Consider the following 23692-nt stretch of genomic DNA (forward strand, 5'->3'; position numbering starts at 1 on the left):
CCATGTCCAGCCAGACTTTGCAGACCGGGACCGGCAAGCATTCCGGTTCCATCACCGAAACGCCGATCACCCCTAGGCCCTCCCGCAGCCGCCGCCTGCCCGCAGCGGGCACCGTCGGCAGATACGCGGCGTTGGCCGTGGCAGCGGCGCTGACCCTCGGCCCTGTCCTGTGGACCTTGTCCACCTCGCTGCGGACGCCGTCGGAATCCTTCAACCTGCCGCCGTCCTTCCTGCCCATCAACCCTGACTTCACCGCCTACCAGGAAGTGTTCAAGCAGATCAATGTCGGCCTCCTGGTCCTGAACAGCGCCCTGGTGACCGGGCTGATCGCACTTGGCCAGATGGCGTCGGCGACCCTGGCCGGCTACGCCTTCGCCCGCCTGGACTTCCGCGGCAAAAACGCCATCTTCTCGCTGGTGCTGGCTACCATGATGGTCCCGGTGCAGGTCACCATCGTCCCGGTGTTCATGCTGATCCGGGGATTGGGCTTGTCCGACACACTGCTGGCCCTGATCCTGCCTGCCATTCCCACAGCATTCGGAACCTTCCTGATGCGCCAGTACTTCCTTGGCCTGCCAAACGACTTCGCCGAAGCAGCCGCCCTGGATGGAGCCGGGCCGTGGCGGATTTTCCGTTCGGTCTACGTTCCCCTGGCGGTCCCCGGCATGGCCATCGTCGGGATCCTTGCCTTCAACTTCCACTGGAACGAGTTCTTCCGGCCACTGATCCTCACCATCAGCGAACAGAACTTCACCCTTCCCCTCGGCCTGGTCACGCTCCAAGGCAACCTCGGAACCGGCAGCATCTCCGTGGTCCTCGCCGGCGTGATCCTGTCCATGCTGCCGGCACTGGTCGTCTTCATCTTCGGCCAACGAACCCTGCGAGAAGGCCTGACGGCCGGCGCCAGCAAATAACCCAGACTTCCAAAAGGAACCCATGGAAACCCTCACGACGAACAATGCAGCAGCCACCGCCGACGTTTACAGGCCTGCCCTGCATTACGCAGCACGAAATACTTGGCTCAATGACCCCAACGGCCTGATTTTCCATGAGGGCGTCTACCACCTGTACTACCAGAACAACCCGCTGGGCAACGTCTGGGGAAACATGTCCTGGGGACACGCCACGTCCACAGACCTGTTGACCTGGACAGAACACCCTGTCGCCATTCCCTGCGACGAAAACGAAGAGATCTTCTCCGGCAGCATGGTCTATGACCGGGACAACACCAGCGGCTTCGGCGCCGGTTCCGTTGCCCCGCTCGTGGCCATCTACACCAGCGCCTACAAACCAGGCTCCCAGCACGAGGGAATCCAGGCCCAGTCCTTGGCCTACAGCCTCGACGGGGGCTACACCTGGACAAAGCACGCCGACAACCCTGTACTGGACCGCCGGTCAGCCAACTTTCGCGACCCAAAAGTCATACGGTACGACGGCGGCGAGGGCAGTTACTGGGTGATGGTCGCCGTCGAAGCCCAAGACTTCAAGGTGGTCTTCTACAAGTCCGAAGACCTGAAAAACTGGGAACCCCTGAGTACCTTCGGTCCCGCGAACGCCACCGGGGGTATCTGGGAATGCCCGGATCTTTTCCCGCTGCCAGTTGATGGCGACCCGGAAAACCTCAAATGGGTGCTGACCGTCAACCTCAACCCTGGCGGCCCTAACCGCGGCTCGGCCGGCCAATACTTCGTTGGCGACTTCGACGGAACCTCCTTCATTTCCACGAGTACGGTGACCTCAGGCCTCAACGGGGGTGACCTACGGGGCGACTACCAATGGCTGGACTGGGGCCGGGACTACTACGCAGCTGTCTCCTTCAACGACGCCCCGGACAACCGCCGCCTCATGATCGGGTGGATGAACAACTGGGAATACGCCAACCACATCCCCACCACACCCTGGCGCAGCCCCATGAGCCTCGCCCGCGAAGTCTCCCTCCAAACCATCGCCGGAGATCTGTCACTGGTTCAGCAACCAGCAGGCGACTGGACCGCGGTGGCCGCCCAGGAGCCGTTCTCACTTGCGGACATCACCATTGACGACGGCGTGACGGTGCTGCCGGGTGCGGCAGGCACGGTTCAGCGCATTGATGTCAGCCTTGCTCCCGGAAGCGCGAAGGAATTCGGACTTGTCCTGCGTGGCGACGGTGCCAAAGGGACCCGCGTGGGCATCCGCCCGGACGAAGGCCAACTGTTCGTCGACCGGCGGGAGTCCGGACAGACTGATTTCCACGAATCCTTCCCCTCCCTCGACACCGCGCCCGTACGGACAACGTCCGGTTCCTACGACCTCAGCATCGTCGCTGACCGCTGCTCCGTTGAAGTTTTCGCCCAAGGCGGGCAGGTCACCATGACCGAGCTGATTTTCCCGGCCGAGGAAAGCACCGACCTCGCGGTCTTCGCCGTGGGCGGTACAGCCACGATCAATAGCCTTCAGGTCACGCGGCTGGCCTAGGAGGCCATGCGAGCCAGGGGCCGGTTGCCACCTCGCGTCGGAGAACCTTTCCGGTCCAGGATCAGCGCCAGGGCAATTCCGAACATCCACACGTCCTTTGCCAGCGCAGTGCCTTGCTGGCTTGGCCGGATCCCGTCCTCCAGGGTCATTTCCGGGATTCGTCGGTACATGGTGAGGAGGGAGCCGGAGAAGAGGCCAAGGCCCAGCCCCGCCAGCCGGCTCGGCACGAACGGTGCCAGGAGTGTTGCGCCCAGGGTCATCTCGGCATAGCTGAGCAGCTTCCCAAAGTTTTCCGGCTCCATCCGGTTCAGCTGCGGATACACCTTGGCGCCCATGCCCTGCAGTCGGGCGGCGCTGTCCTTGTCCAGGTTCCGCTTGCTGTAGCCGGCGTTGAAGATGAACGCTCCGGTGGCCAGGCGGAGGGGAATGTGGCTCAGTTTCATCATTGGTACCTTCACAATGCGCGGGTTGATGCGGGAGAGCTTAATCCGCCCGGCTTTGCCCCGCCAGAGCCCACAGCCGGACGCTTCCAAAGGGAAGCACCCCTGGAGGGTTCGACGGCGGCACTCGCCTGGCCGCCGCCGTCGTACGTTCCAGCAGGGTGGCCACGTGCAGCAGGCACCTGAAAAGCAAGGTGGGGCAGGCTCATTGGAGCCTGCCCCACCTCTTGCGCCGGCTGACGTCCTGCGCCCGACTTTCGGGTTTCCTGTTGCGATGGAGTATGCAGGAACATCGGCCGGCGGGTCTTGTAGGGGACACTGCCAGGCCGCGGGTGCGGCCTAGAGCGTCCTGGGATCTTCCGCGTACATCTTCAACCTGATGGCCAGGGCCTCGGACATATGACGCGCTGCAACTTGGCCCGCCAACTCGGGATTGCTCTCCTCAATGGCAGCCAGCAGTTCCGTGTAATGCGCCAGCACCGCCGGCCATCTGCCGGGGTAGGTCAGCGTGGTGAGCGAATACCGGCGTACCTGCTGGTCCAGGCGCTCCAGCAGGCTGATGAGCGACGGGCTGTGGGTGGCTTGCCAGAGCTGCCTGTGGAAGGCCCGGTTCGTTTCCGCGAGTATTCGCCCGTCACTGATATCCAGATCGCGCATCTTCAGCAGCAGTGCGTTGAGGGATTGCTTATCCAGGGCCGATGCCCTGACGGCAGCCTTGGCAGCGGCAGCCTGCTCCAGGACAATCCTCGATTCGTAGATGTCGATGATTTCCTCGGCCGAATGCGTGCGAACCACTACCGCCTTGCCGCGCCGTTCGACCAGCCCGTCCTGCTCCAGCCGCTGAAGGGCTTCGCGGACAGGAGTTCTCGAAGCACCGTAACGTTCCGTGAGTTTGGCCTCGGTGAGGGGCTCGTCCGGGGCGAAGACACTTGCCAGGACGTCTTCGCGGAGCCGCTGGTGGATGGGGGTGGCCAATGCTTCCTCTTCTACGTTGGAGTACGACGCACACCATTGTATACAGTCGTGCACAAACACCGGGCTCCTGCACGGCAGGGGGCCTAACTCTTCTCCGAACCGCGGCCGCTCTCGGTCAGGAGGACTGCCCCTTCGCGATGGACTGGAACACCTTCGTGGCCTGCTGCGCGGCGGGGCTGAGCCTCCGGTTTGCCAAGTGGGCAAGGAGGATCCGCCGTTTCGGGGATTTGGCGAGCGGCACCGCCACGACGTCGGGCCGCAGGGCGGTCAATGCGAGCTTCGGCGCCAGCGCGATACCGATGCCCGCCGCCACCATGCCCTGCGTCTCCTGGTAATCGTTGGCTGCGAAGGCGATCTGCGGCTCAAAGCCTGCGTCGCGGCATACCCGGCTGAGGACGTCGGCTACGGGGTGCTCGTCGCGGACCACCCATTTCTGGTCCCTCAACGAGTCGATACTCACCGAACGGAGTTCCGCAGCTGGGTGGTCGCGCGGTACCAGCAGCACCGTTGGATCGCTCATCAGCCGGACCAGAGTCAGGTCGGGATCGTCGATCTGCTGCCACGGATAGTCCCACAGCAGCGTGAGTTCGATTTCCCGTCGCCGAAGCCGCTCCAGCAGGCCGTCCCGCCGGGCACTGACAACCGTTACCGCCACCTCAGGGTGCCGGGCCCGGAACGCGAGCACGACGTCCGGCATCAGTGATGCTCCAACAGTGGGAAAGGTCCCCAGGCGCAACTGACCCCGGCGAAGTCCCGCAAACTCCCCCATTTCGGCGCGCGCAGCTTCGACAGTCCTGTCGATGTCCTCGGCGTACTGCAGGAGGGCGTGGCCGGCTTCCGTCAGGACCACTCCCCGGGGGTGGCGTTCGATGAGGACCACGCCCATCTCCTGCTCGAGTTTTGCCACCTGCTGCGAGACCGCCGAGGTGGTGAAGGAAAGGGAAGCGGCCGCGGAGGTCAGCGACCCGGTACGTCCCACTTCCCGGAGCACATGCAGTCGGTGGAGATCGAAGATTGCCATGGACTGAGTTTAGCAAAACTAGATACTTGTCGACTTTCTTGTGATTGTGCTGAACTCAACAATCCCCGATCGTAGAAGTACGAGGTGCTGTGAAGTGGAGCACCCTGCAAGTTACGAGGGAGAAATACAGTGGGACTCAAAGGACATTGGTACCGGGGCGGCACCAGCAAGTGCTGGCTCTTCGATGCCAGGGACGTGGCCCTCCATGCCCCCACCCGCGAGGAAATCCCCGCACTGCTTTCAGCAGCTTTCGGCGCAGCGGATGCGCGGCAGCTGGACGGCGTTGGGGGCGGCACGTCCACCACGTCAAAGGCTGCAGTCATCTGGGCAACTCCTGGCACCGAGGCAGACCTTGACTACCTTTTTGCCCAGGTGGGGATCGGTGACCCTACCGTTGAGCTGGGTTCCAACTGCGGCAACTGCGCCACGGCCATTGCGCTGTTCGCAGTCCAGTCGGGCATCGTTGCGGCCCAGGACGGCATGACCAAGGTCCGCATGCGCCACCTGTCCTCCGGGGCGGTGCTCACCGGAAGCGTACCCACCCCGGGAGGGCGCATCCCCAAGTCAGGTTTGGCGCGGGTTCCCGGCAGCAGCGCAGCGGGTGTCCCCGTCAATCTCTCCTTCCACAGCCCCTGGGGCAAGAGCACGGGGTCTGTGCTGCCTACCGGCAACACGGTGGACCAGCTCCAGGTGGAGGGCATGACGCACAGTGCCACCATGGTGGACGCAGGTGCCCCGGCTGTGCTCCTCGCAGCCGAGGAGGCCGGCGTCGATCTGTCCTCGATGACGGACAACCTCAGCGCGCAGCTGCCCACGCTCATTGCAGCCCGCGCGTCGGCAGGCCTCATCATGGGGCTGCGGAAGCCGGAGGATCCGCCGCAGAACGCTGTACCGAAAGTGGGTGTTGTAGCGCCGGCCGGCGACTACGTCGCAGCCGACGGAACAACGATCACTGCCGACAGCCACGACGTGCGGGTGCGGATGCTCTCCATGCTCGCACCGCACCCGGCGATCGGCCTGACGTCAGCCGTGGCAGTTGCCCTTGCAGCCTCGCTGGAGTCATCGGTGGTGGCCGATGCAGCGGGACTATCACCCTCCACCAGCACCGGAAGCCTTCGCGTGCTGCGGATAGGGACGCCTGCCGGCGTGATCACCGCCGACATCATTTCCGACGACACAGGCACCGTCACCGAAGTGGCCCTCCACCGGGCGGCCCGGCACATCGCCACCGCAGACATCGACGTGGCCCAGCCCGTCGAGCTGTCCGCCTAAAACCCTTATCTCCTTGCCCCATTATCAATGGGCCGCAACAACCAGGAAGTTGTTCAATGAAGATCAAATCCATCCTCGGACATCTGTATGTCCAGGTACTCATCGGAGTCGCCCTCGGCGTTGTTGTGGGCGCATTCTGGCCGGACCTCGGCGCATCCCTTAAGCCCATCGGCGACGGCTTCGTGAAACTCGTGAAGTTCATGATCGCCCCTATCGTGTTCTGCACCATCGTGGGAGGCATCACCTCACTGCGGGACACCAAGAAGGTGGGCCCCACCCTGGTCCGTTCGCTGGGCCTCTTCTACGCACTGACGGCACTCGCCCTGGCCCTGGGCCTGGCCGCGGTGACGCTGTTCCAGCCCGGCGCCGGCATGCATATTGATCCCACGCACCTGGACTCTTCGGTGGCCCAGAAGTACACCACGCAGCTGCCCAGCAGCAACCCGGTGGACTTCATGCTGAGCATCATCCCCACCACCTTCGTTGGCGCCTTCGCCGACGGTGAGGTCCTGCCCGTGCTGGTCATCGCGCTGCTGTGCGGCTTCGCCTTCAGCAGGCTCGGCGAGCCCGGGAAGATGGCCCTGAACGTGGTCAACAGCTTCAACAAGCTGCTCTTCATCATGTTCGGCTACATCATGAAGGTGGCCCCGCTGGGAGCCTTCGGGGCCATGGCATTCACGGTTGGCAAGTACGGCGCGCACTCCATCGGCAACCTCGGCATGCTGATCCTTTCCTTCTACGCCGCCTGCATCGTCTTCGTGGTGGTGGGCCTGGGCGTCCTGGCCAAGATGACCGGTTTCAGCCTGTGGCAGATCCTGCGCTACTTCAAGGACGAGTTCCTGATCGTGCTTGCCACGTCCTCCAGCGAACCCGTCCTGCCGCGCCTGCTCTCCAAGCTCGAACGGATCGGCTGCGACCGCAGCGTCGTGGGACTGGTGGTTCCCACCGGTTACTCCTTCAACCTCACCGGAACGGCCATCTACCTCACCCTCGCCTCCATGTTCATCGCCCAGGCCTGCGACATCCACCTCAACTGGGGCCAGATCCTGCTGATGCTCGGCATGATGCTGCTGACCTCCAAGGGTGCGGCCGGTGTCACCGGCAGCGGATTCGTGGCCCTGGTGGCGACCCTGACCGTCATGCCCACCCTCCCCGTGGCCGGCGTCGCCCTCATCGTTGGCATCGACCGCTTCATGAGCGAGGCCCGAGCCCTCACCAGCACGGTCTGCAACATCGTCTCCTGCGTGGCAATCGCCAAATGGCAGGGCGAGCTGGACATGGCCAAGCTCCGTTCCGAACTCCAGGCCGGCTTCGTGCCCACCGAAGCAGAAAAGGTGCAGCTCGCCGAGCCTGCCCTGGCACACTGACCGCCTGCGCAAAATGAATACCACCGCGGTTCGCCCGGGGCGCCACGCCCCGGGCGAACCGCCGTTGTGGGGTAACGTCGTCGCCAAACCAGCGGTCACCACGACATCGGAGCAGGCCATGACAGCCACCCAAATCATCCCGCTCGTCATCCTGGTGGTGATGTTCATCGTTGCCACCAAGTGGCCGCTGAACATTGGCGTGATGGGACTGGTGGCCTCGTTCGGCGTCGGCTACTTCATGCTTGGCATGACCGACGTTGAGATCCTTGCCGAGTTTCCGGCCGCCATCGTCCTGACGATCATCGGCGTCACCTACTTCTTCAGCATGGCCCAACGGAACGGCACCATCGACATCATTGTCCAGGCATGCGTGCGGCTGGTCAGGGGGCGGACGATGCTGTTGCCGTGGGTCTTCTTCCTCGTGGCCGCTGTGTTGACGTCCCTTGGCACGTTCTCTCCCGCCGCCGTCGCGCTCCTCGCCCCGGCGGCCATGGGCTTCGCCTACGAGTCGCGCCTCCACCCCGTGCTCATGGGGGCGTTCATCATCAATGGCGCGCACGCAGGCGGCTTTTCCCCGCTGTCCGTGGCCGGCGTGCTGGTCCACAACATTTCGGTGAAAAACGGCTTCCCCGTTTCCCCGATGGCGCTGTTCGCCGCCAGCTTCGCGCTCAACCTCATCCTGTCCGTGCTGACCATCATCGCGTTCGTCCTCATGCGGCGGCTGCATGATTCCCGCAGCGGCGCCGCCATGCTGCAAGGCCCCGCCACAGCCATCCGGCCCCACGGCCAGCAGGTCCTCACCCTGGTACTGATATTGGGGCTGCTGGTGTGCACATTGGGTTTTCACCTGCCGATTGGGTTCGTGGCCCTCTCCGCCGGCCTCCTGCTGGCGCTGGTCAACATCAAGGAGCACCGCACGTTTATTGGCGGCATTTCCTGGTCCACGGTCCTGCTGGTGGCAGGGATGATCACCTACGTCTCGCTGCTCCAGCGCGTCGGCGTCATCGACACGCTGGCCCAGCAGGCGCTGGCACTCGGCGCACCCCTGCTCATCGCACTTGTCCTGTGCTACGTCATCGGCGTCGGCTCGGCTTTCGCGTCGTCCACCGCGCTGCTCACCGCGTTCATCCCGATGGCGGGCCCGCTCCTGGCCGCCAGCAGCCTCAGCGCCTCCGGAACCGTCGCGTCCCTGGCCGTCGCGGCGACGGTTGTGGACGTTTCGCCCTTCTCCACCGATGGCGCCCTGGTGGTGGCCAACGCCCGGGAGGACGACCGGCAGCGGGTCTACCGCCAGCTCATGTTCTATGCCGGGGCGGTTGTCCTGGCTGCCCCGGCCATGGCATGGGCGCTCCTTGTGCCCACAGGCATCCTGTAGCCGGCCACACCCCTGACTACCCAGAGCCCTACAGCCACTGCTCCCACACCGTCAGCTGCAGCCTGACGGTGTGGGAGGACGCACCCACGGAAGGGTCGACGGCGGCGCCCACTTCTTGGGTTCTAGTGGTCGTTGCAACACCCCTTAGTTTTGGGAGTTGCAACGACCATGTCGTCTTTAAGCGAGGGCAGGACCCCTCGACGGAGCTATACCTCCGGGGAAAGGGAAGGGTTCTTCCGGGCACTGGCAAGCGCGGGGAGTGTTGCTCTTGCCGCGGCTGAGCTCGGGCTTAAACCGTCGGCGTGCTACCGGTGGCTGCGTGAGGCGGGAATATCTGCCGGCACCATAAATGGCGGGAATGTCCGTGGGGCGAGAGTAACCCCGGAGGTGAAGGCAGCGTTCTTCAAGGCTTTGGCGCGTACCGGTAGCACTACGGTTGCCGCTGCCGAACTGGGGTTGAGCCGTCAAACTTGTTACAAGTGGACCCAGAAGGCCGGGCTTGCGCGGAAACGCACGGAAGGCCCCAGCCGTGAGGATTTCCGCAAGCTCCGCGAAGCTGGAATGACACGCCGGGAGGCTGCCAAAGAACTGGGCATTAACCGGTGCACGGCCCAGGAATGGGACAACGGGGTCAGAAGGACACGGAACGGGCGAATCTACCGTGATGGCCGCCGGGTCGATTACACCAGTGGTGTGATGACACTGACCACCGACGAAGCGATCACCGATTCTGGCGCGTTTCCCGCACTTGCGGCCTTGGAGAAACCACTGGATGCCAGATTCCTGACTTTGCAGGACCGGGAACGGATTGCTGACCTCCGCGCTGCCGGCACACCGGTCCGGAAGATCGCCAGGGAGCTGGGCCGGTCCGCCTCGACCATCAGCCGGGAACTGGCCAGGAACAGTGTCAACGATGGGAAGTATTACGCCTATGCAGCCCAACGTGCCGCGACCGCCCGGCGGCCCCGGCCCAAGGACAGCAAGCTGGTCACTCACCACCGGTTACGAAAGTATGTGAAGAAGAAGCTGCTTCGGCGCTGGTCACCGGAACAGATCAGCAACAAGCTGATCAGGAAGTTTCCCAACGACCCGGAGATGCGCGTGAGCCCAGAAACGATCTATCAGGCCCTCTACTTCCAGGCCCGCGGAGGACTCAAACGTGAAGTCCAGGCAGCTCTGCGCACCGGCCGGACGCGCCGTAAGCCTCACAAGGACCCCCAGCAGCGGCAGCCCCGCTTCGCTGACCCTATGGTGATGATCTCCGAACGCCCACCCGAAGTTGAAGACCGCGCCGTTCCAGGACACTGGGAAGGAGACCTGATCACCGGGGCAAGCAACCAGTCCGCCATCGCCACCCTCGTTGAACGCACCACCAGATACGTCATGCTCGTCCATCTGCCCGGAGACCACACCGCCGAAACCGTCCGTGATGGCCTCATCGCCACGATGAAGACACTCCCCGAACACCTCCGAGGCTCCCTGACCTGGGACCAGGGCGCGGAAATGGCAGCCCACAAATCCTTCACCATGGCCACGGACATGCAGGTCTACTTCTGCGACCCCGCCAGCCCCTGGCAACGCGGCTCCAACGAAAACACCAATGGCTTGCTGCGCCAATACTTCGAAAAAGGCACGGACCTATCCATCTATGGCCCCGAAGACCTCGAACACGTCGCCCAAGAACTCAACAGCCGACCACGCAAAACGCTCGGCTGGGACACCCCAGCCGAGCGTCTGCGTGATCTACTAATGACCACATAACACCAGCAGTGTTGCAACGACCCCTAGAAACCGCCCTTTAGCGCCGTCGTCGTCCCTTCCAGCAAACCCGGCACAGGCAGCGAACCCAGCCCAGTGCATCAGGCGCGAACCGCCTCGGCAGCCTCAGCCGCCGTACGCTCCGGCGTCTCCAGCCCGAGGTGCTCGCGGAGCGTGCTGCCGCGGTATTCGGTGGGGTACACGCCGCGTTCCTGCAGTTCCGGCACCAGGTGGTTCACGATGTCGTCCAGGCCGGTGGGAATCAGCCACGGGGAGATGTTGAACCCGTCCACCGCGCCAACGCGCGCGTACTCGGCCAACTGGTCCGCCACCGCCGTGTAGGAGCCGGTAAAGGTGGAGTCGATGCGGGCCGTCTTGGAGGTGACGAACTGCCGGATGGACAGGCCTTTGTCCTTGGCCTCGGCCCGCCACTGGTCCGCCAACTGCCGGGCCTTGGCGCCGTGGAAACCGCTGCCACGGGTCTCCGAGGTTTCCTCCACCACGGGATCGATCTCCGGCAGCGGCCCGTCCGGATCGTATTCGGACAGCTCGCGTCCCCAGAACTGCTCAAGGTAGGCGACGGCCTGCTGCGGTCCGATCTGCAGGCTCCGCACCCAGTCCTTCTTCTCCAGCGCTTCTTCGGCAGTGGCGGCGAGGATGAATTCACTCGCGGGCATGATCTGCACTGCGTTCGCCCCACGGCCGGCGGCGATGGACCGCTCCACGAGGTCCTTCCGGAACTCCACGGCGGCGTCGAACTTGGGGTGGGCAGAGAAGATCACGTCCGCCTGCCGGGCGGCGAAGTTGCGTCCCTCGGGCGAATCGCCGGCCTGGAAGAGCACCGGCCGGTACTGGGCGCTGCGCGGCAGCCGCGGCGTCACATCCACCGTGTAGTGCTGGCCCTCGTGCAGCACACGCCGGGCGGGCCCTTCCGGAGTTTCCCACGAGTCCCAGATCCGTTTGGCGGTCTCCACGAACGCTTCGGCGTGCTTGTACCGGTCGGCGTGGTCCAGGTAGCCGCCGCGGCGGAAGTTCGCGCCGGTCCACGCGTTGTCCGTGGTCACGATGTTCCACGCCGCGCGGCCTCCGGAGATCAGGTCCAGCGACGCGAGCCGGTGCGCCAGGTCCGCGGGATCGTTGTAGGTAGTGTTCTGCGTGGCCACCAGGCCGATGTTCTCCGTGACGGACGCCAGGGCGGCAAGCATGGTCTGCGCGTCCGGCCGACCCACCACATCCAGGGCGTGCGGGCGGCCCAGGTGCTCGCGCAGGCGCAGCCCCTCCCCCAGGAAGAACGCGGCGAACAGCCCCCGCTCGGCGGTCTGCGCGATGCGACGGAACGACTCGAAGTCCGTCTGTGATCCGGATTCCGGCGCCTTCCAGATGGTGCCGGAGTTAACGCCCTGGAAGAAGACGCCGAACTGGATCTGGCCGCTCGGCACAAAAACATCGGATTTAGCACGGTTGTGCTGCGTCATGGTGTTTCCCCTTACTTTCCCGCGCCCTGAGGCGCAGCGGTGGCAGATGCGTAACGGCTGGCCGGGCGCTCCAGGCCCAGCACGTCGCGGAAGGTCCCGTCCTGGACCACCGGACGGAGCAACCCGCGGCGGCGCAGCTCCGGCAGTACCAGCCGGCTGAGTTCCTCCAAGTCGATAAAGAGCGACGCCGGGTGGAGCCGAACGCCGTCGGCCTCCGCCAGCAGGGACGCCAGGAAGTCCGCGAGCCCCGCCGCGGAACCCGCAAAAGCCGCCCGGCCGCCGTCGAACGTTGCGCCCCGTGAACCCGCAGCCTGCCCACGCGTGTCCAGGACGACGTCGAGCTCGGCAACGATGGCGACGCCCGCACCCACCCGCGCCCGCACATCCCGGACCTCGGCCGCCAGCAGTTCAGCAGTGGGCGCGGAGACCAGCACCGCATCCACGGCTTCAGCTGAAACTTCCCCCAGCAGGGACGCCGGCACCAGCACCGGCAGCTGCCCCTGGAGCGGCCGCGGAATAATGGACGGCCCCTTCACGGAGTAACCGGCTCCGGCAAAACCGGCAGGCGTTTCGAAGTCGGCATAGTGGAGCTTGTCCACGTCGATGTACCGCCCGGTGGGGACGTCGCGGATCACGGCGTCGTCCTCCCACGAGTCCCACAGCCGCCGGGACACCTCGATGGAGGCAGCGGCTTCCTGTCCCAGCGCGGCACCGGTTACGGAGGAGCGTCCGACGGCGGCAGCCGCCTCGGGCGATTCGGCCGCGGCCACGATCCACCCGGCCCGGCCGCCCGACACGTGATCCAGGCTGGCCAGCTGGGTGGAGACGTGGAAGGGCTCGGTGTAGACAGTGTCCACCTCGGGAACCAGTGCGATGGTCCGTGTCACGGGCCCGGCGAACGCGGCGCGCTGCAAAGCGTTCGTCCGGCCCGGAGCAGGCGCATCGGTGAACGTGGCGGCGTGGAAGCCCGCCGACTCGGCCGCCAGAACTGCCCGGGTGATGTCCGCACCGTCCCGGCCGGCGCCGTCGAGCTCGATGGCCAGGAAACCCGGCCTGGGAAAAGTACTCACTGCTGGTCCTGACGTTCGTAGGGAATCTTCTCGCCGGCCTCGATGGCCACGGGCAGCCGGTTTTCGGCCGGCGGCCGCGGGCAGGTGGCCAGGTCCGTGTAGGCGCAGGGCAGGTTCACGGCCCGGTTGAAGTCCAGCAGCACGGAGCCGTCCGCGCCGGGCACCACCGAAAGCGAGCGGTTCGCCGCATAGGTGGTCTTGCCGGAGGTCTGGTCCGTGAACAGGACGGACAGGGAGCCCGGGGCATGGCCGTTGAACGCGGTGAGCACCAGCTCCTGGCCAGCCAGCTTGAAGCGGATCTCGCCCGGGGCCTCGTACACATGCTGGATGCCTTCGACGGCGGCACCCACGGTGGTGGGCCGCGGCGCCTCGAACGGCACGAACGTTCCGCGGACCGCATACGCCGCATCGGGCGAGTAGGCTGGCGTGCCCTGGTACTCCTGCAGGAGCGGGTTTTCCGGATGACGCGGCCGCACGATGTACTCACCGCCGCGCTTGGCCAGCTCGATGACCGAATCGCCGGAAACCAGGTTGATGCCGCCGCGCTCCTCAATCGGCCCGAACTCCAGGGTCGCGCCGGACGGTGTGTTCAGCTCCCTGCCGTCCTGCTGCAAAGTGTCACCCGGCGCCAAAACCACGCGGACGACGTCGGCCTCCACGCTCCAGGTGCCGGGGGCACCTTCCAGCGGCGTGGGTTCGTCGCCCAGCCAATGCAGGTGGGTCACGGCCAGGAAACCGTGCGGGTGGGCCCGGTGCTGCTCGTGGGCCGCATGCCATTCCTGCCAGTCGGCGTCGAAGGACTCAAGGGCGGTGCCAGTGGATGATGCGGTCATGATGCCTTCCCTGAGGGAGTTGCAGCGGGCTGCGTTGCCGCGAAGTTCTCCGCCGTAATGGTCTTGGATTCGGGCAGCGCTTCCTCGGACAGGCCCCAGCGCTCCAGCACCTTGCCGTAGGAGCCGTCCTTGATCACCGAATTCAGTGCCTCGGAAATGACCGGAGCCAGCCCGTTGCCGCGCAGGGTGGTGGCGGCCACCAGGGTTTCGGACGGCCAGCCGGCGTTCACCTTGCCCACCACCTTCAGGTCGTCGCGGGTGTTCTCCCGGTACACCGTGGACGGGTAGGGTGCGATGTTCAGGTCGGTCCGGCCGGAGGACAGCGCCAGGATGGTGTCGGCGTCGGACGAGTAGTACTGAAGCGTTGCCGGCGGTTTGCCCTTGCCCTCGAGTTCCTTGTTCCAGGCCAGCAGGATCTTCTCCTGGTTGGTGCCGGACCCCACGGAGATCTTCAGGCCGGAGATGTCGTCCGCGCCCTTGATGTCGTAGGTGGAGGACTTCTTGGCCTCGAAGCCCATGTACGCGGCCCGGTAGCTGGCGAAGTCGAACAGCTTCACCCGGTCCTTGTTCACGCCCACGTTGGAGAACACGGCCTCAAAATCGCCGGACTGGGTCTTCAGCGGCCAGTTCTCCCACGACGTGACCTGAACGTCCAGCTCCAGTCCAAGTTTGTCCGCCACCAGCTGGGCGATGTCCAGCTCCGAGCCGATGGGCGTCTTGTCGTCCGTGGCGTGGAAGGACAGCGGGATGGAGCCGGCCGTGGTGGCAATGGTGAGCTTGCCGTCCTTGCTGATCAGCCCCGGGACCTTGGCGGCGAGCGCCGCGTCCTTTTCTGCCCGGATCCGCTGCTGGTCCGGCGAAGTGTTGTAGACCACGCCGTTGCGGGCCGCCGTCGTCTGTGCTGCACCGCTGGCATTGCCGGCGGCCGATGCGCCCGGGTCGGCGCAGCCGGCGAGCGCGGCAGTACCAAGGAGTCCGGTGCCAAGAAGGACGACGGCGGGAAGCACCGCGAGTGCGCGGCTGCGGCGTGGGCCGCTGGTTGGGAAAGCCATGGGTGAAGTCCTTTAGATGTTGAAGGCCGGTTCCAGCACCTTGGAGAAGAAGCTCCGGGTGCGCGGTTCCTGGGGGTTGCTGAAAATGTCCTGCGGGGTGCCCTGTTCCACGATCTGGCCCTGGTCCATGAACACCACGGTGTCCGCCACGTCGCGGGCGAAGCCCATTTCGTGGGTGACGATGATCAGTGTGGTACCGGACTTGGCCAGTTCGCGGATCACGTCCAGCACCTCGTTGACCAGTTCCGGGTCAAGGGCGGAGGTGGGCTCGTCGAACAGCAGGATTTTGGGGGCCAGGGCCAGGGCGCGGGCGATGGCCACGCGCTGCTGCTGGCCGCCGGAGAGCTGCCGCGGGTAGGCACCGGCGCGGTCCCTGAGGCCCACCCGGTCCAGCAGTTCCAGGCCGCGGCGGCGGACCTCCTCCTTGGAACGTCCCTGCGCTACGACCGGGGCTTCCGCCACGTTCTCCAAGGCGGTGAGGTGCGGGAACAGGTTGAAGCTCTGGAACACCATGCCGATTTCGGTGCGCTGCTTGAGGATGTCCTTCTCGCGCAACTCATGCAGCCGGTCGCCGCGGACCTCGTAGCCCACCAGCTGCCCGTCGATGGCGATGTACCCGCCGTCCACCTTCTCCAGGTGGTTGATGGTGCGCAGCAGGGTGGACTTGCCGGAGCCGGACGGGCCCACGATCACTGCCACGCCGCCCGGCTCTACGGTGAGGCTGACGCCCTTGAGGACTTCGGTGGGCCCGAAGGATTTGCGCACGCCGGTGATCTCCACCAGGCCGCGGGTGGCGGTGGGGGCGGGAAGGGTCTCAGTCATCAGAAGTTCCTCCGGTTGGGCACTGCCGCGTGGGTGGCGAAGAATTTGCGGGCCTTCTGCAGGGACGTCAGCGGCAGGTTCCGCACCGCACCCTTGGAGTAGTGCCGTTCGATGTAGTACTGGAAGACGCTCAGCACGGACGTGATGACGATGTACCAGAGCGTGGCCACCAAAAGCAGCGGCAGGACCTGCTGGGTGCGGTTGTAAATGACCTGCACCGTATAGAACAGCTCCGAGTAGGCCAGGACGTAGACGATCGAGGTGCCCTTGACCAGGCCGATGATCTCGTTGAACGCCGTGGGCAGGATGGCCCGCATGGCCTGCGGCAGGACAATCCTGGTGGAGCGGCGCCAGCCCGGGATGCCCAGCGCGGCCGCGGCTTCCAGCTGGCCCTGGTCCACCGAGAGGATGCCGCCGCGGATGATCTCGGCCGAGTACGCCGCCTGGTTCAGGGTCAGGCCCAGCACCGCTGCCGCGAACTGGCTGATCAGCGTGGTGGTCTGCACCTCGAAGAACCGGACATCGGTGAACGGGATGCCAAGGCTGATCTTTTCGTACAGGTAGCCCAGGTTGTACCAAAGCAGCATCTGAACCAGCAGCGGCGTGGACCGGAAGATCCAGGAGAACGTCCAGGACACCGAGACCAGCAGCGGCGACGCAGATAGCCGCATCAGCGCCAGGATGAAGCCCAGCACGAAGCCCAGGACCCCGGAGATTGCGGTCAGCTTCAGGGTTTCCACCAGCCCGTTGACCACGGACTGCGCGGTGAACCACTGCGCCACCACGCCCCACTCCCAGCGCGGGTTGGTGGCCAGGGACCAGGCCACGGCAAGGACGCCAAGCGCGACGACGGCAGTCCCCACCCAGCGCCCCGGATGCTTTGCTGCCACCACCCGGTAGGACGAATAGTCGGTGGCCTGCCGGACGGGGGCACCAGGCCCGGTTGGCGGCGCTTCCGCCGCGGGCTGCGGTTGTTGTGACTGCGCCACCTTGGTTGCTGCTGAACTCATGCGCCACCTCGATTCTTGTCGTGAATTCCTTGTGCGGGCGGTTGCCCTGGCTGTTGCCTCTGATGTGGAGCCCTTGCGGCCCGCTGCTGGCTGCAAATCTAGGACCGCGCGGAACGGGCCAGCAAGGCGGCAGGTTGCATATCTTCACCGGGGTTCGCACGGCGTCATGAGTCGTTTTCTTGCGTCTTTTAACCGGCTGTGACGCGGAGTTAACGGGCATGACCAGGCCCTCGACCGCCGTCGTCACCGCTGCCTAGCATGGGCATCCAATCCACCCCCGCCGTCAGGAGCGCCCATGCCAGCCACCATCCCGGCCATCGTCTTCATCGGCGGCGGACCGCGCACGGCGGGCGTGCTGGAACGGATCGCAGCCAACCGGCCGGACGTCTTCGCCGGTCCGCTGCAGATCCACGTGGTGGAGCCGCACATCCCTGGCTCGGGCCGGATCTGGCGCTACGACCAGGACCCCGGCCTCCTGCTCAACTCGATGGCGGCGGACATCACCATGTTCACCGACGAGTCAGTGGACTGCGCCGGCCCCGCCGCCCCCGGTCCCGGGTTGGCCGAGTGGGCCGCCGACGTGCTGGACGCCTCCATCATCGACGTTCCGGACTTCCCGCAGCCGCTGTGGAAGCAGCTGCGGACCCTGACCGGCACCACCTTCCCCACGCGGCAACTGCAGAGCCAGTACCTCGAATGGTTCTTCCGCCGCGCCGCACGGTCCCTGGGCCGCAGCGTGACCGTCCACCGCACCACCGCCGTCGGCATCACGGCGCCGGAGGGCGGCGGGCACGACGTTGCGCTGGCCAACGGCCGGACCCTGCACGCCGACATCGTGGTCACCGCCCTCGGCCATACCGACTCAAAGCCGGACGCCGTCTCCGCCGGCTTCGCGGACTTCGCCGCCCGGCACGGCGGATACCACGCGGCACCCGCCTACACCACCGACGTCGATTACTCCCCCATCGGCCCCGGGCAGGACGTGATCGTCGCCGGAATGGGCCTGGCGTTCGTGGACCTGCTGGTCCTCCTCATGGAAGGCCGCGGCGGCAGGTTCCAGGAAACGAACGACGGCGGGCTGCGCTACCTTCCGTCCGGGAGGGAACCACGGCTGTGGGCCGGGTCCCGCCGCGGGGTGCCGTACCACTCGAAGATCTCCGCAGTCCTGCGGGGACAGGCACCCGGGCCGTTGCAGTTCTTTACGGCGGCGGCGGTGGAGGCCCTGCTGGAGCAGCACGGCGAACTGGACTTCCGGGAGCACCTCTGGCCGCTGATCGCCAAGGAAGCCGGCTATTACTACTACCGCGAACTCCTGACCGGCAGCCCCGAGCGGGCAACCATGGGCTGGGATTCCTTCGCCGCGCGGTACGCCGGCCTCGATTGGTACAGCGGCGAGCGCGCGGATCTGGTGGCCGCCGCCGTCCCGGACGCGGGCCTGCACCTGGACCTGGAACGGCTGGACCGCCCCTTTGCCGGGCTTCGCTTCCACGGGCACCAGGCCGTCCAGGATGTGGTGGCCGAGTACATCGAAAATGACCTGGCCCTGCGGGACAGCCCGGATCATCCGGAAACCCTTGCCCTGTTCCTGGCCCTGCTGCACGTCTACATGGAGGTGGGGCGGGTGGTTCCGGCGGAGCGGCTGAACGCACGCTCGCAGCAGCTCATCCACGGCTGGTGGCATGGCTTCTTCAGCTTTGTTGATTCCGGGCCGCCGCCGCACCGGCTGCGCGAGATGCTGGCGCTGCACCGGGCTGGTCTGCTGCAGTTCTTAGGCCCCGGCCTGGAGGTCACTCTTGACGAGGAGGGTGGAACTTTCCGTGCCACCTCGCCGCATTCAGGCGTCTCCGTTTCTGCCCAAGCGGTGATCGAAGCGCGGCTTCCGTCCACCTCCGTGGCCCGGTCGCTTAATCCCGTGCTTGCCTCGCTGTATGAAAGCGGAATGGGCAGCGAGCAGCAGCTGCTGACTTCGGACGGCATCCACTCCACCGGAAAGCTGCTGGTTTCCCCTGAGCATCGGCTGATAGGAGCCGACGGCAAACCCCAACCCAGCCTCTTCGGCATTGGCCCGGGAACGTCCGGCTGGGGCGCGGGCGCCTTCGCCCGGCCCAACACCAACGCCGCGCCCTTCCGGGAAAACGACGCCCTGGCCCGGACCATCCTCGGCGTTGCCCGGGATGCCGCCGCCCCGCCGTCCGGGACAATATCTCCAGAACCAGCCGCTGTTGGAAAGAAGTGAATCCGTGACCGCAGAACCCGACCTCAAACCCCGGTCCCTCGATCCCGCCAGCCTTACGGTCCTCAGCCTGCCCATGCACGATCCGCGGGTCCGACCGCTGCTGGACGAGCTCGCCGTCGAATATGACACCCGCTACGGGGACCTGTTCGGGCGCAGCGCTGCCGCAGAGGAACTGAACCGCTACCCGGCGGAGGAATTCGAGGAGCCGAACGGCGCGCTCCTGGTGATCCAGGAGGACGGCGAGTCGATCGCCGGCGGGGCGTTCCGCCGGTACGACGACACCACCGCCGAACTGAAACGGATCTGGACCCACTCAGCCCACCGGCGTCGTGGCTTGGGCCGTTTTGTGCTGGCCGAACTCGAGGCCATGGCCGCCGCCCGCGGCTACACCCGGCTGTACCTCACCACCGGTCCGCGGCAGCCCGAGGCCAAGCACCTCTACCTGAACACCGGCTACCGGGCGCAGTTCGACGTGGACGCCGATCCGGAGACCATCGGGCCGCTGGCGTTCACCAGGGACCTGGCGCCGCAGAATTGGACGGCGGTGTCTCCCGGCAGGCAGGGCAGCCGCCGCTAAGCTAGCGCCATGGCCACCAAAACCACAGCAGAGAAGCTTGCCACCCTCCAGAAGGGCTACACCCTGGAAGGCGCCACCATCGAGCTGGGAGCCGCCATCATCGACGGCGAACTGCACAAGGACGCGCCGGTGCGGCTGCCGCTGGCCATGATGAACCGGCACGGGCTGGTGGCCGGCGCCACCGGAACCGGCAAGACCGTCACGCTGCACATGATGGCCGAACAGCTCTCCACCGCCGGGGTCCCCGTGTTCCTGGCCGACATCAAGGGTGACCTCTCCGGCCTGGCCACGGCCGCCGTCGGGAGCGACAAACTCAAGGCCCGCACGGACAGCATCGGCCAGCCGTGGGAGGGCAAGACGTTCCCGGTGGAGTTCCTGGCGCTGGGCGGCGACGGCAACGGCGTCCCGGTCCGCGCCACGGTCACCTCATTCGGGCCCATCCTGCTCTCCAGGATCATGGAACTGAACGACACACAGGAATCCAGCCTGCAGCTGGTGTTCTACTTCGCGGACAAGAACGGCCTGGAGCTGATCGACCTCAAGGACCTGCGCGCCGTCATCCAGTTCCTCACCTCGGACGAGGGCAAGGACAAGCTGGAGGAACTCGGCGGCCTGTCCAAGGCGACGGCCGGTGTGATCCTGCGGGAGCTCGTGAACCTGGAGGCCCAGGGCCTGGAGAAATTCTTCGGCGAGCCGGAATTCGACACCGCGGAGCTGCTGCGCACCGCCCCGGATGGCCGCGGGGTGGTCACGTGCCTGGAGCTTCCCACCCTGCAGACCAAGCCCATGCTGTTCTCCACCTTCCTGATGTGGCTTCTTGCAGACCTGTTCGAGGACCTCCCCGAGGCCGGCGACCTGGACAAGCCCAAGCTCGTGTTCTTCCTGGACGAGGCGCACCTGCTCTTCAACGGCGCCACGAAGGCTTTCCTGGAAGCCATCACCACCACCGTCCGGCTGATCCGGTCCAAGGGCGTGGGCATCTTCTTCGTCACCCAGACGCCCAAGGACGTGCCCGCCGACGTCCTGGGCCAGCTGGCCAACCGGGTGCAGCACGCCCTGCGCGCGTTCACCCCCGAGGACGCCAAGGCGCTGAAGGCCACGGTGTCCACGTTCCCGGTGAGCGACTACGACCTCGAAGAGACCCTGACCTCCGCCGGCATCGGTGAGGCCGTCATCACCGTCATGAACGAAAAAGGCGCCCCCACCCCGGTGGCCCTCACCCGGCTGCGCGCCCCCGAATCCGTCATGGGTCCCAGCGACGAAGCCCTGGTCCGCAGCACCGTGGCCGGTTCGGCGCTGCTGGGCAAGTACGGAACTGCGGTGGACAACCCTTCCGCATACGAGAAGCTGAACGGCAAGGCGGCCGCGCCCACGGGTCCGGCGGCTTCTGAGCCTGCTGGCGGCGCTTCGGCCGGTGCCCCAACTGCTCCTGGCGCTTATGACGTGGACGCTGAAGCACGGAGGATCGAGGAGGAAATCCTGGGCCGGCCCAGCAGCAGGCCACCGCAGGCCCCGGTTCCGGCGCCAGAGGATTCCGACGTGCAGTACGGCACCCCTGATTACAGCGAGCCACGTGAGTCCAAGCCCCGCGCCAAGGCGCCCCGCTCCAGGAAGCCGTCGTCCCCACGGCCGGAGCCGGGCGGCATGATGGGTGATCTGGGCGGGGTCCTCGGTGGTGCCCTGGGCGGCGGGCTGAAGAGCATGGCACGGTCCATGGGTACGCAGCTGGGCCGCGAATTGCTTCGCGGAGTGTTCGGCACGTCATCCCGCCGCCGCCGTCGCTGACCCGCGTTTCCCAGGCGGCAACTGCTGTCCCTGGCCGGTGCCCAAGGCTCCTGTTGCCGCTGTCCCGGCGCCCCGCCGTCGGGCGTTACGTAGGTGTTGCCTGTCTGATTAGGGGGACACCAACTTTAGAGTGCGTCCGCACTGACGTTACTGTGTAGAACGTGCAGATGAGTCAAGCGTTGGTGAGGATCGCGGCCGGATGGCTGTTGGGCCTCATGCTTGCCGTCGCCGGAGCCATCGTGGCCATCAACGTTGTGAACAACACGGTGGCCAGCCCGCAGCAGCCGGTCCGGGAGTACCTGGACGCGCTGAAGAGCGGTGACGGCGGGCGCGCCCTGGGGCTCCTCAAGGCCTCCGTTCCGCCCAGCAACGCCGCGATGCTGGACGGCCCGGGGCTGCAGTCGTCCGCTTCCCGGCTCTCCAACATCAGCATCGGGGACCCGCAGGAACGCCCGGACAACCAGGTGATGGTGCCCATGGACTACACGATCGACGGCAGCAGGCTGCACACGGAATTCCTGCTCCAAAAGACCGGCACCGAGTGGCTGTTCTTCAACACGTGGGCGTTCGTGCCGTCGCGGCTGCCCACTGTGGACATCACCGTGGTCAACGGCAACGAGGCCCAGGTCAACGGTGTTCCCGTGAACATGCCCAACGGCCGCAACTCGTTCGCCGTGTTCTACCCCGGCCAGTACGAGGCCTCCCTGGACGGACAGTACTTCTCCGCTGCCGCCACCAGCGCCACGGTCACCTCCAAGGATGCCCCCGTGGCCCCGCTCAACCTGCTGACCCAGGCCACGGACAAGCTGAAAAGCGACGTTGCCGCCAAGATCCGGGAATTCCTGGACGGCTGCGCGGCGGAGGCAGTCAAGGAACAGAAGCTCCAGCCGGACTGCCCCTTCTACTACGCCAGCAACAACAGGGTCCAGGACGGCAGCATCCGGTGGACCGTGACCGAATACCCCGGCGTCTCCGTGGAGCCGTTCGACGGCCGCTGGGTGGTTGCGCCCCTGGACGGCAAGGCCAAGGTGGAAGCGCTGCAGCAGAACTCGTTCACGGGGGCCTGGTACCCGCTGGACGCAGAGGTGGACTTCAGCTTCACCACCCGCCTGGATGTCACGGGTGACACGGTCAAGGTCACTCCGCAGCTGAGCTTCTAGCCCTGCTTCAGGGTGCTGCGCCAGACTGGCCCAGTTTTGAAGCCCTGACTTCCGTGTTCTTCAGTGTCCTAGACCCAACCGCCCCGAAAACCGGGCTGGTTCGGCTGCGGCCACCGCAGTGACCCGCGAGCCAGGACCTCCCGGACCTGCGCCAGGACGGATTCCGGGGCGAAGACCACGTCGTCATAGAAGAATCTGAGTACGGGTAGTCCGTGACGGACAGCCATGTTGTCCCTGCGGCGGTCCTTTTTGAATTGACGGGCATCAAGATGGAAGGCGAGCCCGTCAATTTCCACGATGAGGAACCCTTCCAGCAGGAAGTCCACGCGGCCGATCCCCTCGATCCACACCTGGGTCTCGGTGGCTATGCCCGCCTCCCGGAACAGCACCCGGGCCAAGGTTTCCAGGAGAGAGTCTGCGCCGCGTTCAACCTTGGACACAACATTGCGTGCTTTGCCTGACCGGTTACCCTTCAGGTGGCGCAACAGCAGGGACGGCTCAATGTCCCCTCTGTTGTAGGCGCATTCCACCATGACCAGCGACTCGAGTTCCGGCAGGCACAGCAGTGCGTGAAGCAGGACGTCGGGAAGTGCTGCAAGGGTCCGATGATGGGGCCTCTGCGTCAGGGGAAGGCGGTGGCTGACACAACGGAGGGCACGTCTTCCGTTGCTTTGCCAGTAGTGCGGCCGGGCAGCCGGTTGAAGCTGCCAGAGACCGTAATGCGGGGCGGCAGATGCGCACGTCAGCAGGCTGCGGGCCAGTCCTGCGCCCACCAGCTCGGCGTCAGCACCCGGAACGGCCAGCAGCCCGCGCTCCAACCGCACCACCTGCCCGCCACGAACTGCGCGGCTGATCTCTGTTTCCGTCGCCCCGGCGGCAGCCACGTCGCGCCGCAGCAGCACTCCTCCGGCGGATTTGAGGATTTCCGATGGGTCCATGACGCCACAATGTCTGTCCCCAGTGGCTGTCGGCAGGTATCACGGGCGCTATGTGGGCAAGGGGGCTGTGCG

At 65.8% G+C, this 23692-nt stretch carries 20 protein-coding genes; 10 read left to right on the top strand and 10 right to left on the bottom strand.

Annotation, left to right across the window (positions count from 1 at the left end):
• Positions 1–2: 2 nt before the first annotated feature.
• Both LFT44_RS19475 and LFT44_RS19480 read left to right on the top strand, forming a co-directional pair.
• Positions 3–914 carry a carbohydrate ABC transporter permease gene (locus tag LFT44_RS19475; protein WP_236800169.1) on the top strand — a complete coding sequence of 304 codons (912 nt, stop codon included), beginning with the start codon at positions 3–5 and terminating at the stop codon, positions 912–914.
• Positions 915–936: 22 nt separating this feature from the next.
• Positions 937–2454, top strand: coding sequence for a glycoside hydrolase family 32 protein (locus tag LFT44_RS19480; RefSeq protein ID WP_236800170.1), 1518 nt, complete (start codon positions 937–939; stop codon positions 2452–2454).
• On the opposite strand, the gene LFT44_RS19485 is transcribed toward LFT44_RS19480, so the two are convergent.
• The 3 genes from LFT44_RS19485 to LFT44_RS19495 all read right to left on the bottom strand — a co-directional run bounded on the left by LFT44_RS19485 (position 2451) and on the right by LFT44_RS19495 (position 4890).
• On the bottom strand, positions 2451–2900 hold the full coding sequence (locus LFT44_RS19485) for a hypothetical protein (protein WP_336885632.1): 450 nt from the start codon (positions 2898–2900) through the stop codon (positions 2451–2453). The two genes, LFT44_RS19480 and LFT44_RS19485, sit on opposite strands and share 4 nt — an antisense overlap.
• Positions 2901–3233: 333 nt before the next feature.
• On the bottom strand, positions 3234–3869 hold the full coding sequence (locus LFT44_RS19490) for a GntR family transcriptional regulator (RefSeq protein ID WP_236800171.1): 636 nt from the start codon (positions 3867–3869) through the stop codon (positions 3234–3236).
• Positions 3870–3984: 115 nt separating this feature from the next.
• On the bottom strand, positions 3985–4890 hold the full coding sequence (locus LFT44_RS19495) for a LysR family transcriptional regulator (RefSeq protein WP_236800172.1): 906 nt from the start codon (positions 4888–4890) through the stop codon (positions 3985–3987).
• A gap of 129 nt (positions 4891–5019) precedes the next feature.
• Here LFT44_RS19495 and LFT44_RS19500 point away from each other — a divergent pair, with 129 nt between their 5' ends.
• From LFT44_RS19500 to LFT44_RS19515, 4 genes are all read left to right on the top strand, one after another.
• Positions 5020–6162 carry a PrpF domain-containing protein gene (locus LFT44_RS19500; RefSeq protein ID WP_236800173.1) on the top strand — a complete coding sequence of 381 codons (1143 nt, stop codon included), beginning with the start codon at positions 5020–5022 and terminating at the stop codon, positions 6160–6162.
• A gap of 56 nt (positions 6163–6218) precedes the next feature.
• Positions 6219–7529 (top strand): C4-dicarboxylate transporter DctA, encoded by a 1311-nt coding sequence (gene dctA, locus LFT44_RS19505; protein ID WP_236800174.1) that lies wholly within the window; start codon positions 6219–6221, stop codon positions 7527–7529.
• Positions 7530–7647: 118 nt separating this feature from the next.
• The gene (locus tag LFT44_RS19510; protein ID WP_236800175.1) at positions 7648–8904 is read left to right on the top strand and encodes an SLC13 family permease; all 1257 of its coding nucleotides are present in this window, start codon (positions 7648–7650) and stop codon (positions 8902–8904) included.
• A gap of 561 nt (positions 8905–9465) precedes the next feature.
• The gene (locus tag LFT44_RS19515; protein ID WP_442863690.1) at positions 9466–10665 is read left to right on the top strand and encodes an IS30 family transposase; all 1200 of its coding nucleotides are present in this window, start codon (positions 9466–9468) and stop codon (positions 10663–10665) included.
• 98 nt (positions 10666–10763) lie between these two features.
• Here LFT44_RS19515 and LFT44_RS19520 read toward each other — a convergent pair whose 3' ends face one another.
• The 6 genes from LFT44_RS19520 to LFT44_RS19545 are packed head-to-tail and all read right to left on the bottom strand — an operon-like array spanning position 10764 to position 16924.
• Positions 10764–12137, bottom strand: coding sequence for an NtaA/DmoA family FMN-dependent monooxygenase (locus tag LFT44_RS19520; protein ID WP_236800176.1), 1374 nt, complete (start codon positions 12135–12137; stop codon positions 10764–10766).
• 11 nt (positions 12138–12148) lie between these two features.
• Positions 12149–13207, bottom strand: a complete 1059-nt coding sequence (locus tag LFT44_RS19525; RefSeq protein WP_236800177.1) for an LLM class flavin-dependent oxidoreductase — start codon at positions 13205–13207, stop codon at positions 12149–12151.
• Positions 13204–14040, bottom strand: a complete 837-nt coding sequence (locus LFT44_RS19530; RefSeq protein ID WP_236800178.1) for a DUF1684 domain-containing protein — start codon at positions 14038–14040, stop codon at positions 13204–13206. Before LFT44_RS19530 ends, LFT44_RS19525 begins: the two co-directional genes overlap by 4 nt.
• Positions 14037–15092, bottom strand: coding sequence for an ABC transporter substrate-binding protein (locus LFT44_RS19535; protein WP_236800179.1), 1056 nt, complete (start codon positions 15090–15092; stop codon positions 14037–14039). Before LFT44_RS19535 ends, LFT44_RS19530 begins: the two co-directional genes overlap by 4 nt.
• 12 nt (positions 15093–15104) lie before the next feature.
• On the bottom strand, positions 15105–15914 hold the full coding sequence (locus tag LFT44_RS19540) for an amino acid ABC transporter ATP-binding protein (protein ID WP_272910876.1): 810 nt from the start codon (positions 15912–15914) through the stop codon (positions 15105–15107).
• Positions 15914–16924, bottom strand: a complete 1011-nt coding sequence (locus LFT44_RS19545; protein WP_236800180.1) for an amino acid ABC transporter permease — start codon at positions 16922–16924, stop codon at positions 15914–15916. The genes LFT44_RS19540 and LFT44_RS19545 overlap by 1 nt, the downstream gene beginning before the upstream one ends.
• 295 nt (positions 16925–17219) lie before the next feature.
• On the opposite strand from LFT44_RS19545, the gene LFT44_RS19550 reads away from it, so the two are divergent.
• The 4 genes from LFT44_RS19550 (at position 17220) to LFT44_RS19565 (ending at position 22682) form a co-directional block, all read left to right on the top strand.
• Entirely contained in the window at positions 17220–19160 is a 1941-nt protein-coding gene (locus LFT44_RS19550; RefSeq protein ID WP_236800181.1) for an FAD/NAD(P)-binding protein, read from the top strand.
• Positions 19161–19164: 4 nt separating this feature from the next.
• The gene (locus LFT44_RS19555; protein ID WP_236800182.1) at positions 19165–19737 is read left to right on the top strand and encodes a GNAT family N-acetyltransferase; all 573 of its coding nucleotides are present in this window, start codon (positions 19165–19167) and stop codon (positions 19735–19737) included.
• A 9-nt stretch (positions 19738–19746) separates the two neighbouring features.
• Positions 19747–21522, top strand: coding sequence for a helicase HerA-like domain-containing protein (locus LFT44_RS19560; RefSeq protein ID WP_236800183.1), 1776 nt, complete (start codon positions 19747–19749; stop codon positions 21520–21522).
• 167 nt (positions 21523–21689) lie between these two features.
• Positions 21690–22682: a hypothetical protein gene (locus LFT44_RS19565; protein WP_236800184.1), complete on the top strand. Its 993-nt coding sequence runs from the start codon at positions 21690–21692 to the stop codon at positions 22680–22682.
• A 68-nt stretch (positions 22683–22750) separates the two neighbouring features.
• On the opposite strand, the gene LFT44_RS19570 is transcribed toward LFT44_RS19565, so the two are convergent.
• Positions 22751–23620 carry a type IV toxin-antitoxin system AbiEi family antitoxin domain-containing protein gene (locus tag LFT44_RS19570; RefSeq protein WP_236800185.1) on the bottom strand — a complete coding sequence of 290 codons (870 nt, stop codon included), beginning with the start codon at positions 23618–23620 and terminating at the stop codon, positions 22751–22753.
• Between the last annotated feature and the right edge of the window lie 72 nt (positions 23621–23692).

The sequence above is a fragment of the Arthrobacter sp. FW306-05-C genome (assembly GCF_021801725.1).
GTDB lineage: Bacteria > Actinomycetota > Actinomycetes > Actinomycetales > Micrococcaceae > Arthrobacter.